The sequence below is a fragment of the Streptomyces sp. bgisy130 genome (assembly GCF_057708345.1).
This window is the reverse complement of record NZ_JBYISA010000013.1, coordinates 19,344-34,713: the sequence shown is the minus strand read 5'-3', so window position 1 is coordinate 34,713 and position 15,370 is coordinate 19,344. Positions and strand designations below refer to the sequence as shown.

Annotated in this window: 12 protein-coding genes; 5 read left to right on the top strand and 7 right to left on the bottom strand. The window is 72.8% G+C overall.

The genetic code is table 11. The annotated features are described in order from the left end of the window. Nucleotides 1-47: 47 nt before the first annotated feature. The 3 genes from AC3EUV_RS19055 to AC3EUV_RS19045 form a co-directional block, all read right to left on the bottom strand. Entirely contained in the window at nt 48-1,496 is a 1,449-nt protein-coding gene (locus AC3EUV_RS19055) for an MFS transporter (protein ID WP_432145980.1), read from the bottom strand. Between the two features lie 432 nt (nt 1,497-1,928). Beyond that, a complete protein-coding gene (locus AC3EUV_RS19050) occupies nt 1,929-3,122 on the bottom strand; it encodes a lipid-transfer protein (protein WP_432146754.1) in 1,194 nt (397 codons plus the stop codon). A 49-nt stretch (nt 3,123-3,171) separates the two neighbouring features. Continuing rightward, nucleotides 3,172-5,481, bottom strand: coding sequence for an acyl-CoA dehydrogenase family protein (locus AC3EUV_RS19045; protein WP_435603416.1), 2,310 nt, complete (start codon nt 5,479-5,481; stop codon nt 3,172-3,174). Nucleotides 5,482-6,049: 568 nt separating this feature from the next. Here AC3EUV_RS19045 and AC3EUV_RS19040 point away from each other — a divergent pair. From AC3EUV_RS19040 to AC3EUV_RS19025, 4 genes are all read left to right on the top strand, one after another. Further along, entirely contained in the window at nt 6,050-6,709 is a 660-nt protein-coding gene (locus AC3EUV_RS19040) for a class I SAM-dependent methyltransferase (RefSeq protein ID WP_432146752.1), read from the top strand. A 19-nt stretch (nt 6,710-6,728) separates the two neighbouring features. Further along, nucleotides 6,729-7,643, top strand: a complete 915-nt coding sequence (locus tag AC3EUV_RS19035; RefSeq protein ID WP_432146751.1) for an N-acetylmuramoyl-L-alanine amidase — start codon at nt 6,729-6,731, stop codon at nt 7,641-7,643. A gap of 200 nt (nt 7,644-7,843) precedes the next feature. Next, nucleotides 7,844-8,698 carry a DUF5336 domain-containing protein gene (locus tag AC3EUV_RS19030; protein ID WP_432146750.1) on the top strand — a complete coding sequence of 285 codons (855 nt, stop codon included), beginning with the start codon at nt 7,844-7,846 and terminating at the stop codon, nt 8,696-8,698. 152 nt (nt 8,699-8,850) lie between these two features. Beyond that, the gene (locus AC3EUV_RS19025) at nt 8,851-9,861 is read left to right on the top strand and encodes an LLM class F420-dependent oxidoreductase (protein WP_432146749.1); all 1,011 of its coding nucleotides are present in this window, start codon (nt 8,851-8,853) and stop codon (nt 9,859-9,861) included. Between the two features lie 14 nt (nt 9,862-9,875). Here AC3EUV_RS19025 and AC3EUV_RS19020 read toward each other — a convergent pair whose 3' ends face one another. From AC3EUV_RS19020 to AC3EUV_RS19005, 4 genes are all read right to left on the bottom strand, one after another. After that, nucleotides 9,876-10,679, bottom strand: coding sequence for a maleylpyruvate isomerase family mycothiol-dependent enzyme (locus tag AC3EUV_RS19020; RefSeq protein ID WP_435603415.1), 804 nt, complete (start codon nt 10,677-10,679; stop codon nt 9,876-9,878). A gap of 111 nt (nt 10,680-10,790) precedes the next feature. Next, nucleotides 10,791-11,873 (bottom strand): prenyltransferase/squalene oxidase repeat-containing protein, encoded by a 1,083-nt coding sequence (locus AC3EUV_RS19015; RefSeq protein ID WP_435603414.1) that lies wholly within the window; start codon nt 11,871-11,873, stop codon nt 10,791-10,793. Continuing rightward, entirely contained in the window at nt 11,870-12,793 is a 924-nt protein-coding gene (locus tag AC3EUV_RS19010) for a class I SAM-dependent methyltransferase (RefSeq protein WP_432146746.1), read from the bottom strand. Before AC3EUV_RS19010 ends, AC3EUV_RS19015 begins: the two co-directional genes overlap by 4 nt. 70 nt (nt 12,794-12,863) lie before the next feature. Further along, complete coding sequence (locus tag AC3EUV_RS19005; protein WP_435603413.1) at nt 12,864-14,276, bottom strand: glycosyltransferase family 4 protein; 1,413 nt, start codon at nt 14,274-14,276, stop codon at nt 12,864-12,866. A 239-nt stretch (nt 14,277-14,515) separates the two neighbouring features. Here AC3EUV_RS19005 and AC3EUV_RS19000 point away from each other — a divergent pair, with 239 nt between their 5' ends. Then, nucleotides 14,516-15,160, top strand: a complete 645-nt coding sequence (locus tag AC3EUV_RS19000) for a TetR family transcriptional regulator (RefSeq protein WP_435603412.1) — start codon at nt 14,516-14,518, stop codon at nt 15,158-15,160. Nucleotides 15,161-15,370: the final 210 nt, after the last annotated feature.

The following is a 15,370-nucleotide window of genomic DNA, read 5'->3' as shown; positions in this document are numbered from 1 at the left end:
TCCCGCCTGCGCCGAGCCCCGCCGCCAGGTCTCAGCCGTGAGCGGTGTCAGCCGTGCGCGGCGTCCGCCCGTCGCTGCGGCAGCGCGACGACCATCAGCAGAATGCTGCCGAGCAGGACCGCCGAGCCGACCTGGAAAGCCAGCCCGTAGCCGTCCGCCAGGGCCTTGGGTCCGTCGCCCGCCTCGATCCGGGCCGCGGCGAGCGTGGACAGCACCGACAGGCCCAGCGCGCCGCCCATTTGCCGGGAGGTGTTGATCAGGCCGGAGACCAGGCCCTGGTCGGCGGGGTCGGCCCCGGAGGTCGCGATGGAGGCGATCGGCGTCGCGGTCAGGCCCGCGCCCAGCGCCATCAGGATGCCGGGCCCGAGGATCGTGCCGAGGTAGGTGCCGTCGACATCCATCGTGCCCTGCCAGACCATGCCGGAAGCGGAGATCACCGCACCGGCGATGGCCAGCGGCTTGGCGCCCAGCCGGTTCATCAGCCGTGGCGCGATCGTGGAGCCCAGGACGATGGACAGCGAGTGCGGGATGAAGGAGAGCCCGGCCTCCAACGGCCGGTAGCCCAGCACGTTCTGCACATAGAGGGACAGGAAGTACCACATGGAGAACATCGCGGCGCCGGACAGCACCATCGCCCCGTTCGCCGACGAGACCGAGCGCAGCCGGAAGAGCCCCAGCGGCATCAACGGAGCCTTGGCGCGCGCCTCGACGACGAGGAACACCGCGACCACGACCAGCCCGGCGGCCAGCGGCAGCAGCGCGGACAGCGACCCCCAACCGTCCGTCTCGGTCTGCACGATCCCGTAGGCCACCAGCCCGAGCCCGCCCGTCACCAGCAGCGCGCCGGGCACATCCAGCCGTCGGCCCGCACCCTGCCGGCTCTCGGTGAGCCACAGCATCGCGCCGCCCAGCACCAGCGCCCCGATCGGCACATTGATCAGCAACACCCAGCGCCACGACAGGAATTCGGTGAGCGTCCCGCCCACCAGGCCGCCCACCGCGCCACCGCCCGCGCCGACCGCCGTCCAGGTGGCGATGGCGCGGGTACGGGCCGGGCCGGCCGGGAACGACGTGGTCAGAATGGTGAGGGTGGCCGGTGAGAGCACGGCCGCGCCGACGCCCTGGACCGTACGGGCCGCGATCAGCTGCCAGGGCTCCTGGGCCAGCCCGCCGCCGAGGCTCGCGACCGTGAACAGCGCCAGCCCCAGGACGAAGATCCGCTTACGGCCGAAGAGATCGGCGGCCCGGCCACCGAGCAGCATGAAGCCCGCGAAGGTGATGACGTAGGCGTTGACGATCCACTGGAGGCCGAGTTCGCTCAGGCCCAGACCGGTCCGCATGGCAGGCAGCGCCACATTCACGACGGACACGTCCAGGATGACCAGGAACTGCCCGGAGCAGACCAGCAGCATCACCAGCCAGCCCGGTGGGGCCGTCCTCCGGCGCGCGGTCTCGGGCAGCGTGGCGGAGGTGGCTATCGGCGGCATGCCAACCATGCTTGCATTCGTCGTATGAATCCCGCATCGGTATATCGGTGCATGAGCCACCTGACAGAAGACCTAGGCCGGAAGTAGCAGGGGGGCGGGGGCTGGGGGCGTTCGGGGTGAGGGTCTTTGGGGGTGGGGGCCTTACGGGGTGGGGGTGGCGGTCCCCTAGGGGGCGCGAGGGCCCCCACTGAGCCAACTACCCACCAGCCGGGGCGAGTTAACGCGGCGAGCGGACACACTGCCCGGGCCCCGGCCACCACCGCCGAGCAACGCACCAACCGGGTCCCGGCCACCACGCCGAGCGACGTACCACCCGGATCCCGGCAACCACATCGACCAGACGCACCACCCGGGCCCCGGCCACCACACCAACCGGACGCACCAACCAGACGCACCGCCCAGCCCCGCCCCCGCACCGACCCGCCCGGCTCCCCCGCCCCCTCACCTCCGTAGCAGTGTCACCACCGCGGCGCCGCCCAGGCCGATGTTGTGGGTCAGGCCCACCCGGGCGCCGGGGACCTGGCGTTCGCCTGCGGTGCCGCGGAGTTGCCAGACCAGTTCGGCGGCCTGGGCCAGGCCCGTCGCGCCCAGGGGATGCCCCTTGGAGATGAGGCCGCCGGACGGATTGACCACCCAGCGGCCGCCGTAGGTCGTGGCGCCGTCGGCGACCAGCTTCCCCGACTCCCCGTCCGCGCACATGCCCAGCGCCTCATAGGTCAGCAGCTCATTGACCGAGAAGCAGTCGTGCAGCTCGATGACGTCCACGTCCTCGATGCCGAGGCCGCCGGCCGCGTACACCTGCCGGGCCGCGGCCCGGGACATCGGTTTGCCGACGACATCGATGCAGGAGCCGGACGCGAAGCTCTCCTCGGTGTCCGTCGTCATGGCCTGCGCGACGATCTCCACCGCCCGGTCGGCCAGCCCGTGTTCCCGCACGAACCGCTCGGAGGCGATCACCGCCGCGGCCGCGCCGTCGGAGGTCGGCGAGCACTGCAACTTGGTCAGCGGCCGGTGGATGGTCTTCGCGGCGAGGATCTCCTCGACCGTGTAGACGTCCTGGAACTGGGCGTTCGGGTTGTGCGCCGAGTGGCGGTGGTTCTTGGCGCCGACGGCGGCGAGCTGTTCGGCGGTGGTGCCGTAGCGCTCCATGTGCTCACGGGCCGCGTTGCCGAAGATCTGGGCGGTGGGCGGGGTCATCTCGAAGCCGTGGGCGGCGGCCATCACTCCGTAGTGGCGGGCCACCGGCGAGGTGCTGAAGTCGCCGCTGTCCGCGCCGCCGCCCAGCGCGCCCCGCTTCATCTTCTCGAAGCCCAGGGCCAGGACACAGTCGTTGAGGCCGGACTCGACGAACTGGCGGGCCATCATCAGCGCGGTCGAGCCGGTCGCACAGTTGTTGTTGACGTTGTAGACGGGGATGCCGGTCAGCCCCAGTTCGTAGGCGGCGCGCTGGCCGGCCGTCGAGGCCTGGTAGCAGTAGCCCACCGGCAGCTGCTCCACCGCCTCGTAGCCGATCCCGGCGTCCGCGAGCGCCGTGCCGCCCGCCTCCTTCGCCATGTCCCAGTACTGCCACTCGCGGGTCTCGGGCTTCTCGAAGCGGGTCATCCCGACGCCGACGATGTACGCCTTGCCAGCCATGCGTGTCCTCCTGGAGGTGGCCGAGTCCGGGGAGCCGGTCAGTGGGGAGTCAGATCAGGGGGCGGGGCTCCGGGTCGCGGGGCAGGCCCAGCAGCCGCTCGGCGACGACATTGAGCTGCACCTGGGTGGTGCCGCCGGCGATGGTCAGACAGCGCGACATCAAGAAGCCGTGCAGCGCCCGTTCGCCGGCCCCTTCGCGCACCGCGCCGGCCGGGCCGAGCAGCTCCAGCGCCAGCTCGGCGACCTTCTGCTGGTGCGGGGTCTGCACCAGCTTGCGGATGCTGGCACCGGCGCCCGGCTCCAGCCCCGACACCTGCTGGAGCGTGGTGCGCAGCCCGATGCAGCCCAGCGCGTGCGCCTCGGCGGCCAGCGCGCCGACCCGCGCCCGCACCGAGCCGTCCAGTCCGGCGGCGCGGTCCAGGAGCGCTTCCAGACCGGTGTCGAAGGTCAACTGGTCCGCCATGTGGACGCGTTCGTTGTCCAGGGTGGTGCGGGCCACCTTCCAGCCGTTGTTCACCTCTCCGACCACCGCGTCGGCCGGCAGCAGCACCTCGTCGAAGTAGACCTCGTTGAAGAGCGAATCGCCGCTGATCTCCTTCAGCGGGCGGATGTCGATGCCCGGGGACTTCATGTCGACGAGGAAGAAGGTCAGCCCCTTGTGCTTGGGCGCGTCCGGGTCGGTGCGGGCCAGCAGGATGCCGTGGCTCGCCCACTGCGCGGCCGAGGTCCACACCTTCTGGCCGCTGATCCGCCAGCCGCCGTCCGCGGTCCGCTCCGCGCGGGTCCGCAGGGCGGCCAGATCCGAGCCCGCCTCGGGTTCGGAGAACAGCTGGCACCACAGCAGCTCGCCGCGCAGCGACGGCAGCAGATAGCGCTCCTGCTGCTCCGGGGTGCCGTGGGCGATCAGCGAGGGGACGACCCAGGTGGCGATGCCCAGATCACTGATCCGCACCCCGGCGGCCGCCAGCTCCTGCTGGATCGCGAGCTGTTGTACGGGGCCGGCGCCCAGTCCGTAGGGCGTGGGGAGGTGCGGGGCGGCATAGCCGGTGGGGGCCAGGGCGCGGCGCACGGCCGCGGGGTCGAGGCCGCGGACGCCGTCGACGACCGTCCGGGCCTCGGTCCGGAACTCCTCGGCCCCGGCGGGCAGTTCCAGGTGCAGCGGGCGCCGGGCGCCGTCGGCAGCGAGCCGGGCGGCCCGCAGCCGGTGGGTGTCGCCGCTGCCGAGCAGCTGGCGGGCGACGGTCGCCCGCCGCAGGTGGAGGTGGGCGTCGTGTTCCCAGGTGAAGCCGGTGCCGCCGAGGATCTGGATGCAGTCCTTGGCGCAGCTGACGGCGGCGTCCAGGGCGGTCGCGGTGGCCAGCGCCGCGACCAGTCCGCGGACCGCGGGCGGCTCGTGCAGGGCGCGGGCCGCGTCCCAGACCAGGGCGGCGGCCTGCTCGCAGCGTACGAGCATGTCGGCGCAGAGGTGTTTGACCGCCTGGAACTGGCCTATCGGGCGGCCGAACTGCTCGCGGACCGCGGCGTGTTCGGCGGCGGTGCGCAGGGCCCAGGAGGCCGTGCCACAGCTCTCGGCGGCCCACAGCACCCCGGCCAGGTCGCGGACCAGGTCGCCGTCCACGGTGAGCCGGCGCACGGCGGGCACCGCCACCCCGTGCGCGCTCACCTCGGCGGTCGGCCGGGTCGGGTCGGCGCTCTCCTGGACGCGTACGGTCAGCGCCCCGGCGTCGACCGCGAGCCAGACCGTCTCCCCGGCTCGTCGAACGCCGCCGCGCTCCGCTCCGTCCGCCCCGTCCGTCCTGTCCGTCCCGTCCGCCCCGTCCGAGGGGCCCGCCGTCTCCCCGCCGCCTTCCGCATGGACTTCCGCTTCCGCTCCCGCTGCGACCTCCGCGGCCAGCACGATGAGATCCGCGTCGGCGCCGGCCAGGACCGGAGGCGCGGCGCCCTCCAGGACGTAGCCGTCGGGGCTTTCGACGGCGGTGAGCGAGCCCGGGCCGAGTGCGACGGCGCCGATACGTGTGCCAGTGGCGAGGTCCCGTACGAGAGCGGGGGCGCCGCCGCGGTGCAGGAGGGCGGCGGCGAGGGTGGTGGGCAGATAGGGGCCGGGGAACGCGGCGCGGCCCAGTTCCTCCAGTACGACGGCGAGGTCGAGCAGTTCACCGCCCCCGCCGCCGTCGGCCTCGGGGAGATGCAGCCCGAGCAGGCCCTGAGCCGCGAGCCGGCCCCAGTACGCGGGCCGCCCGGGGCGCGCGGGCGCGGTGTCGAGCAGCTTGCGCAGCGCTTCGGGCGGCACGGCTCGCGCGGCCCAGCCGCCCGCCGCCTCGGCCAGGTCACGGTGTTCCGGTGTGATTCCGATGCCCATGCGGGGCAGACTAGAACACGTTTCATTCTGACGGAAGGTCAGTCAGGAGGTCGGCTGAGAGGGGGGTGGCGACCTGGGCGCCGGCAATCGGCGAGCAGTCGTGAGAGGGCGGCGAGCACCCGGCCGGTACAGGACGGCCGAGCCCCCGGCGGGGATTCCCCCTGGAGGAACGGTTCGGATGCGCACCGGAAACGGCCCGATGAATTCCGTCGCGAGAAGCCATTTCCCGACCCCTTCCTCCCACCCCTTCCTCCCGCCTCTTCCGCACACTCCCTTCCTCCCTCCCGCCCCTTCCCCCGGCCCACTCCCCCGCCCCCGAATTTGCCGCTTTCGGGCATCCCGGAAATGACCGACGGGAAATCAACGAGAACAGTCGGGGAACGGACCGGAACCCGGCGGGAACCGGCAGGAACAGCCGGGCCGCCCGATGCGGGAAACGGGTCGCCCGACGCGCAAAAAGCGAACCGCCGTTCCGATATCCGAATGTTCCGCACCGGGACACCCGCACTCCACCCGCGCCGGCCCGTACGGCACGATGAGCCCCTGACCGCACCACAGGAGGAAGCCCATGCCCGCTCCCACGGCTCCGACCGCTCCGCAGCCGGAGATACTCGCCGCTTTCGAGGCGGCGAAGGGCTTCATGCCCGTGGACGAGGGCCTCGCCCTGTATGCGGCGGCGGCCGAGGCGGCGGCCCTGGGGCTGCCGCTGGTGGAGGTGGGCACCTACTGCGGACGGTCCACGATCCTGCTCGCCGACGCCGCCCGCGGCGCCGGGGTGCTCGCCGTCACCGTCGACCACCACCGGGGCAGCGAGGAGCAGCAGCCGGGGTGGGAGTACCACGACGCGACCGTCGTCGACCCCGAGGTCGGCCGGATGGACACCCTGCCCACCTTCCGCCGCACCCTGCACGCCGCGGGCCTGGAGGAGCATGTGCTCGCCCTGGTGGGCCGGTCGCCGCAGGCCGCCGCCGTCTGGCAGGCCCCGGTGGGCCTGGTGTTCATCGACGGCGGGCACACCGACGAGCACGCCACCGCCGACTACGAGGGCTGGGCGCCGCATCTCGCGCCCGACGGGCTGCTGGTCATCCACGATGTCTTCGCGGACCCGGCGGACGGCGGCCAGGCCCCGTACCGCATCTACCGCAGGGCCCTGGAGTCCGGCGCGTTCACCGAGATCTCGGCCCACGGCTCGCTGCATGTACTGCAGCGCACCGGGGCGGGAATCTGAGCGGGCTACGATCGCGGACGTGTCGAACGGTAGTTCTCTCCCCTCGCACCGCCGCCTGCGCGGCACCCTTCTCGCCGTGCTGGCCGCCGTAGTGGTCGCCGGCCTGGGAGGCTGGCTGGCCTGGCGCTCGTCGGGCCACGACGGGCCCGGAGCCGGGCAGCCCGCACCGGGCGGCCCGGCGGAGAGCGCCTCCGGGGGCGCGACCGGGTCCGGCGGCAGTCCCACCCCCGGCAAGGGCTCCCGGGGCGGCAGCCCGCGCGACCGCCTCAAGGGCAAGGTCGTGGTGCTCGACCCCGGCCACAATCCGCACAACAGCGAGCACGGCCGGGAGATCGCCCGGCAGGTGGACATCGGCAACGACCGCAAGGAGTGCGACACCACCGGCACCGCCACCAACGACGGATACGCCGAGGCGTCCTTCACCCTGGACCTGGCCCGCCGAGCCCGCACGCTCCTCCAGGAGCAGGGCGCCAAGGTCGTCCTCACCCAGGACGGCGACCGCCCCTACGGCCCGTGTGTGGACGAGCGTGCGGAGATGGGCAACAAGGCGCATGCCGATGCCGCGCTGTCGCTCCACGCCGATGGTTCGGGCGCCGGCAACCGCGGCTTCCATGTCATCCTGCCCGCCCGGGTCACGGCCGGCCCGGCCGACACCGCCAAGATCACCGGACCCTCGCGGCAGTTGGGCGAGCGGCTGGCCGGCCGGTTCCGCGCGGTCACCGGAAGCGCGGCGTCCAATTACATCGGCGACGGCAGCGGGCTCGACACGCGCTCCGATCTCGGCGGCCTCAACCTCTCCACGGTGCCGAAGGTGTTCATCGAGTGCGGCAATATGCGCGACCCGAAGGACGCCGCGCAATTGACCGATGCGCACTGGCGGCAAAAGGCGGCCCGTGGGATCACCGAGGGCATTACGGACTTCTTGACGCACTGACCGGAGCGTCGAACCTGGCTCCGGAACCGATCCGATACCGGATCCGGGACGGCGTACCGATAGCGCGCGGAAACGAACACGACGGGCCGCCGGATTCGGCGACGGGTTCCCCTTTACGATGGGTGGCCACCGCCGTGCCTCGCACTGCGCGCACCGCGACAGCGACGACCGGACCCACGAAACCGACAAAGGACCCTTACGTGAACATCCGCTCCCTCACTCGAGGCGACGGCGTGGTGATCGGAGCAGCGGTGTTGCTGTTCATCGCCTCGTTCCTCTCTTCCACCGGCGGCCAGGGCTGCTCCGGACCGCTCGCCAAGTACTGCGAAGCCCAGAGCAGCAGCATTAACGCCTGGGACTCGGTGGCCGTTCTGATGAGCGTGTACCTGGCCGGGGTGATCGGCGCGGCGATCATCGTCGTCAGCCGTGCGCTGCCGCAGCAGCAGCTGCGCAAGGTCGCCGGTCTCGACCTCGCCCAGTTCGGTGTCGCCCTCACCGTCTTCGCGGCATGGACGGCGCTCTGGACCCTCATCGGCGCCCCCAGCGCCGGCGCGGGCCTGATCATCGGTCTGATCGCCGCCCTGATCCTGGCCGGTGGCGCCATCGCCACGCCGCTCCTGCCGCCGCTCAAGGTCGCCCTGATCGGCGCCCCGAAGCCGCAGCCCGCCGCCCCCTACGGGGCCGGCCCCAACCCGGGGTACGGCTACCCCGGCGCCCAGCAGCAGGCGAGCCAGGGCTACGGCTACCCGGGCACCCAGCAGCAGCCGCAGGGCGGCCAGCCGCACGGCCAGCAGGCGCCGGTGGACGCCACGGCGGGCGGCCCGGCGGGTGCCACGGCGGCGGCCGGCGCCCCGGCGGACTTCGCGCCGTTCTGGTTCGCGGTGCCCGTCGCGCGCCCGCTGTACGGCGAGGACGGCGCCCCGGCGCCGATCGCCGAACTGGCGCCCGGCACCTGGTACCTGGCGGTGGAGCAGCGCGGCGCGGCCCTGATCGCGCAGACCCAGGACGGCCGGCGCGGCGTCCTCCAGGACACCACCGGTATCCAGCGCGGCTGACACCGGACGCACAACGGTCCTTTCGCGGCCCCTCGCCCCTGCGGGCGGGGGGCCGTTGCGCTGCCGGCGGCCGGGCCGTACAGTTCCCCGACACTAATCTGACGCTGCGTCAGATATCTAGGGTCACCGTCCGCCGGAGAGGGGCGATCGGTATGCGACTCGGACTGGCACTGGGCTACTGGGGCCGCGGCCCGGACCCCCGGCACCTCGAACTCGCCCGCGCGGCCGAGCGGCTGGGCTATGACTCGGTGTGGACCGCGGAGGCCTGGGGGTCGGACGCCTTCACCGCGCTCACCTGGATCGCCGCCCACACCACCCGGATCAAACTGGGCACCGGGATCGCACAGATGGCGGCCCGTACGCCCACCGCCACGGCGATGCACGCCCTCACCCTCGACCATCTCTCCGGCGGCCGGGTGCTGCTGGGCCTGGGGCTGTCCGGGCCGCAGGTCGTCGAGGGGTGGTACGGCCGGCCGTTCCCCAGGAGCCCGCTGACCGCCACCCGCGAATACGTGGACGTGATCCGCCAAGTGCTGCGCCGGGAAGGGCCGGTGGAGTCGGACGGGGCCTTCCACCCGCATCCCTACCGCGGCGCGGACGGCACCGGCCTCGGCAAGCCGCTCAAGCCCATCACCCACCCGCTGCGGGCCGGCCTGCCCCTCCTGCTCGGCGCGGAGGGGCCCAAGAACATCGCCCAGACGACCCGGATCGCCGACGGCTGGCTGCCGCTGTACTGGTCGCCGGGCCGCACCGACGTCTACCGGGCGTCCCTGTCCGAGGCCCCGGACGGCTTTCTCATCGCCCCCATGGCCCGCGCCGTGGTCTGCGACGACATCGCCGAGGGGCTGCTCCCGGTCAAAGCGATGCTCGGCTTCTACATCGGCGGGATGGGGCACACGGCCAAAAACTTCCATGCCGATCTGATGGCCCGGATGGGCTTCGAGGAGGAGGCCCGCCGGGTGCAGCAGCTCTTCCTCGAAGGCCGCAGACAGGAGGCGGTGCAGGCCGTTCCGGACGCCTTCGCCGATGAGATCTCGCTGGTCGGCCCGCGCGAACGGATCGCGGAGCGGCTGGAGTTGTGGCGCTCCGGCCCGGTCACCGACCTGCTGGTCACCGCCCCCGACCCGGACACGCTACGGGTCCTGGCCGAGCTCAACTCCTGACGGCCGCAGGCGGCTCATTGGAACGAGGCCCACGCCAGCCACCGGTCGAGCAGTGCGCGCTCGCCCAGCACCTCGACCCGGCCGCTGTCGGCGGGCAGCCGGCGGTAGAGCACCCGGAGGAGGTCGGTGAGCGGGCCGCGCACCGCGACCGCGGCCTTCTCGTGCGCGCGGCGGTGGACGAGCCGCTCGCCGGTGAGGTCGAGGAGCCACTCCGCGTTCAGCTCGGGCGAGGTGTCGGTGGCGTGGAGGTGGAGGGTGCGGCCGGGTCCGAAGAGCTGCCCGCCGGGCTCCGCGAGGCGCGCCGTGAACAGTGGCAGGGCGCACAACTGAAGCCATTCCTCCAGGCAGTCGGCGGCGACCTCGGGCGGGACGTCGAAGGCGGCCCCCGCGGTGAGTGCGGCGTCGGCGCGGTGGATCACGGTCTCGTGGGTCATCCGGCGGGCCCAGAAGCCCGCCCGCTGTACTGGCGACCAGGTCCAGACCCCGGTATCGGGGCCGGCCTCACGCAGCGCCGCCACGGCCTGTTCCACCCCGGCCGCGAGCCAGGCGTCCAGCGCCGCCGCGTCGTCCCCCTCGGGCCCGTCCCCCTCGGGAATATCGGCCTCGTCGAGGTCCGTGGCGGACCGGGTGGCGACGAGGGTGCCGGCCCAGCGGTGGGCGCCGCCGACGTGCCGCGCGAGATCGGCCAGCGTCCAGTCCGGGCAGGTGGGCACGGTCGCGGACAGATCGGCGTCGCGCAGTATCTCCCGGAACTTCGTGGTCTCTTCCAGGAGATGGGCACAGTAGGCGTCGTGACTGAGTGAGCCTTGGAGAGTCATGCGGCGCACAGTAGCCACCGGTTCCCCGGTGCGGCCTCTTCTTTTTGCGGGCCGTAGGGGAGGTCCCGTACAGGGCCCCTACGGAACCTCCCTACGGCCCCGAGTCCCCGCCTACGCCTCCGCCTGCCGGCAGCAGTCCGGATCGAGCCCCGTCGGCAGCTGCTCGCCCCCGAAGACCGTGGTCGTGGCCTCGTCGCCGCCCAGGGCGGCCACCGCGAGCAGCAGCGAGCCGGCGGTCCAGGAGGTGCGCTCCTGTGGCCAGATCGCGTCGTCGTCGAAGACATAGCCGGTCCAGTACATGCCGTCCTCGGCGCGGAGGTGCTGCATCCACTTGAGGATCTGTACGGCCCGCTCGGACTCCCCCATCGCCCACAGAGCGAGCGCCAGTTCCGCGCTCTCGCCGCCGGTGACCCAGGGGTTGGGCAGCACACAGCGCACGCCCAGACCGGGCACGACGAACTGCTCCCAGTCCGCGTCGATGCGCTCACGGGCCTGTGCGCCGCGGACCGCGCCGCCGAGGATCGGGTAGTACCAGTCCATGGAGTAGCGGGACTTGTCCAGGAACCGCTCGGGGTGGCTGCGTATCGCATGGCCGAGGCGGCCGACGGCCAGCTCCCAGTCGGGCTGCGGCTCCTCGCGCTGTTCGGCGAGCGCCAGCGCACAGCGCAGCGCCTGGTAGATGGAGGACGAGCCGGTCAGCAGCGCGTCGTTGACGGACCTGCCGTCGTCCTCGCGCTTCCAGCCGATCTCGCCGCCGGGCTGCTGGAGCTCCAGGACGTACTCGGTCGCGGCATGCACCGCGGGCCACATGCGGTCGAGGAAGGTCTCGTCGCCGGTGGACAGGTAGTGGTGCCAGACGCCGACCGCGAGATAGGCACAGAAGTTGGTCTCCCGGCCGCGGTCGGTGGGTTCCTCGGCGTCGCCGTCGGCGTAGGCCGCGTACCAGGACCCGTCCGGGTTCTGGTGCCGCGCCAGCCAGTCGTACGCGGCCTCGGCGCGCTCGTGTTCGCCGGCCGCGTCCAGGGCCATGGCGGCCTCGGTGTGGTCCCACGGATCGAGGTGGTGGCCCCGGAACCAGGGAATCGCGCCGTCCGGCCGCTGGGTCGCCAGGATGCCGGCCACGGTGCGGGCGGCCTGCTCGGCGGTGAGCACCCCCGGCAGGACGAGCCGTTCGGTACGCCCGGGACTTGTCACTTGGCGGCCCCGGCGGAGCGCTTGGCGGAGGTCTTGGCGGCAGGCTTGGCACCGGACTTGGCGGGGGCCTTGGCACCGGACTTGGTGCCCGCCGCGGGCTTGCGGGCCTTGGCGGCGGTCCCGGCCGCCGGCTCGGTGGCCGGGGTGGCGGAGGCGGCGGACTCGCTCGCCTCCGCGGCGGCCGGCTCGGCGGTGGCCGCCTGGGGCAGATGCGGCTTGGTGGCGTAAACGACGAAGCTCTTGCCGATGACGGGGTTCAGGGCCCGCTCGGCGAGCCGGGTGGCCAGCGGCTTCTTCATGATGTCCCAGACCAGCAGCTTGTGGTACGCCTGCACCGGCAGCGCCTTGTCGTTGTCCACCCCGAAGGCGCACTTCAGCCACCAGTAGGGGCTGTGCAGCCCATGCGCGTGGTGCGTGCCGTACGGCTCCAGACCGGCCTCCCGCATCTTGCCCAGCAACTCGTCGCCGCGGTAGATGCGGATATGGCCGCCCTCGACCTCGTGGTAGGCGTCGCTGAGCGCCCAGCAGACCTTCTCGGGGCCGTAACGGGGGACGGTGACCGCGATCCGGCCGCCGGGGCGCAGCACCCGGACCATCTCGGCGAGCACGCCCTTGTCGTCCGGGATGTGCTCCATCACCTCGGAGATGATCACGACATCGAAACTGTCGTCGGGGAACGGCAGGTTCAGCGCATCGCCCTCCATGGCGGTGGCGGAGGCGCCCGCCGGGGCCTCACCCGCCTCCTCCATCGCGGCGAACCACTTGGCGACCTCGCGGATCTCCTCGCCGTTCTGGTCGAGGGCGACGACCTGCGCGCCGCGCCGGTAACACTCGAAGGCATGCCGGCCGGCGCCGCACCCCAGGTCAAGCACACGGTCGCCCGGAGCGAGCGGGAAACGGGAAAAGTCGACGGTCAGCACGGCGTTCAGCTTTCGTCCGGCGGTTGGTGGCGGTGGTGGCTGCGGAAGGAACTACGGGCCGGTCGGGCCACTAGACGTGCCCGGCGGCACTCGGCGCGGTCGCGGTGCCGGCGGCCCCGCCGGACGCCGCCCCGGGGAGGGTGCGGGCGCCGGCCCGGCCTCTTTGGAGGGCGATGGCCTCGCGGTAGCGCTCGGCGGTGCCGAGGGCGGCCTGCCGCCAGGTGAAGCGGGCCAGCACCCGCTCCCGTCCGGCCGCGCCGAGCCGGCGGCGCAGCGTCTCGTCGCCCAGCAGGCGGAGCAGTCCGCCCGCCAGCGCACCGGCGTCCCCCGGGGGCACCGCGAGGCAGGTCTCGCCGTCCGGGCCGGCGACCTCGGGGATGGCGCCGCCGGTGGTGGCCAGCAACGGCGTGCCGGTGGCCATCGCTTCGGCGGCGGGCAGCGAGAAGCCCTCGTAGAGGGAGGGGACACAGGCGATCTGGGCGCTGCGCACCAGGTCGACGAGTTCGGGGTCGCTGATGCCCTTGACGAACTCGATGGCGCCGGACAGGCCGAGCCGCTCGATGGCGGCGGCGACCGGCCCGTCGTCGGCGCGCTTGCCGACGACCACCAGATGCGCGTCGGGCTGTTCGGTGCGCACCTTGGCGAGCGCCTCGACGAGGTGGATCAGCCCCTTGAGGGGGACATCCGCGCTGGAGGTGGTGACGATCCGGCCGGGCACCTCGGGCACCGAGGCATCCGGCGAGAACAGATCGGTGTCGGCGCCGATATGCACCACATGGATCCGGTCGGCGGCCACCCGGAGGTCATCGACGATCTCCTGGCGGGAGGATCCGGAGACGGTCAGCACCGACGGCAGCCGCCGGGCCACCCGCTTCTGCATACGGGTGAAGCCGTACCAGCGGCGGACGGAGGCCCGGCGCTTCCAGCCGCCGGCGGCCGCCAGGTCCAGCCGGCGGTCGACGGTGATGGGGTGGTGGATGGTGGTGACCAGCGGGGCGCCGAGCGCGCCGGGGCCGCCGAGCAGGCCGTAGCCGAGGGTCTGGTTGTCGTGGACGACGTCGAACTGGCCTCGGCGGGCGGCGAGATGGCGCCGGGCCCGCAGCGAGAAGGTCAGCGGCTCGGGGAAACCACCGGTCCACATCGTGCCGACTTCCAGGGCGTCGATCCAGTCGCGGTACTCACCGCGCTTCGGCGTACGGAACGGGTCCGGCTGGCGGTAGAGGTCCAGGCTGGGCAGCTCGGTCAGGGTCACCCCGTCGTCGACGACGGGGTAGGGCTGGGCGCCGATGACCTCGACGGAGTGGCCGAGGCGGGCCAGTTCGCGCGAGAGGTGCCGTACGTAGACGCCCTGGCCGCCGCAGAACGGGTTCCCCTTATACGTGAGCATCGCGATCCGCAGGGGACGCTCGCCGTTCGTCGGGGCGGAGGCCGGGGTGGCCTCTGCGGGGCGAGGCGCGGCTGCCTGGACGGCCTCTGCGGTCACGCTCGGCCCCCTTCTCACTGGACTTTCGCCGGAGCGTAACCGCTGGCGGTAATCTAGAACAAGTTTCAGAACTTATTGGCTACTGATCAGTTCACCGAGCTTCGAATCTACCGGCCGAGAACGAAGCGAAAAGAGCCGCACCAGGTGATTCGCGCCACCACCCGCCCCCCTGCCATGCTGTGCCGAGCACACCACCGGCACTCGCCGCATCGCGGACGGAATGCCACGGAATGGGAAATATGACTACGGAATCCAAGGCGGCCAGACCGACCCTTCCCGCGAGTCCTCCCCTGACCGAGCGTCAGGAGGCCCGGCGCCGCCGCATCCTGCACACCAGCGCCAAGCTGGCGTCCCGTGGTGGCTTCGACGCCGTGCAGATGCGCGAGGTCGCCGAGTCCTCGGGCGTCGCGCTCGGCACCCTCTACCGCTACTTCCCCTCCAAGGTGCATCTGCTGGTCGCCACCATGCAGGACCAGCTCCAGCACATGCACGAGACGCTGCGCAAACGCCCGCCGTCGGAGCAGGACCCGGGCGCACGGGTGGCCCAGACCCTGATGCGGGCGTTCCGCGCGCTCCAGCGCGAGCCGCATCTCGCGGACGCGATGGTGCGCGCACTGACCTTCGCAGACCGCTCCGTCAGCCCCGAGGTGGACACCGTCTCCCGGCTGACCACCGCGATCATCCTCGATGCGATGGGCCTGGACGGCCCCGCCACCCCCGAGCAGCTCTCCGCGGTCCGCGTCATCGAGCACACCTGGCACTCGGCCCTGATCACCTGGCTCTCGGGCCGCGCCTCGATCGCCCAGGTGAAGATAGACATCGAGACGGTCTGCCGCCTGATCGAGGTCACGTCGGGGGACCGGCCGGGGGGCCGGGGGCGCTGAGGGCGGGCGCCTGGGGCCGTACCACCGGCACGTGGGGCCGTACCATCCTCGTCGGCCCGCGCGCGTTAACCCCGCCTCTGCCATGGGTAGTTGGCCCGCAAGGGGCCCACCGGCCCCCTACGGGACTCCGCCGCGCGCCCCCTACGGGCCCCCGGCCACGGGGCTCCCGCCCCGCGCCCCGGGCCGTCGTTCCCCGGCCGTGCGGCCGTC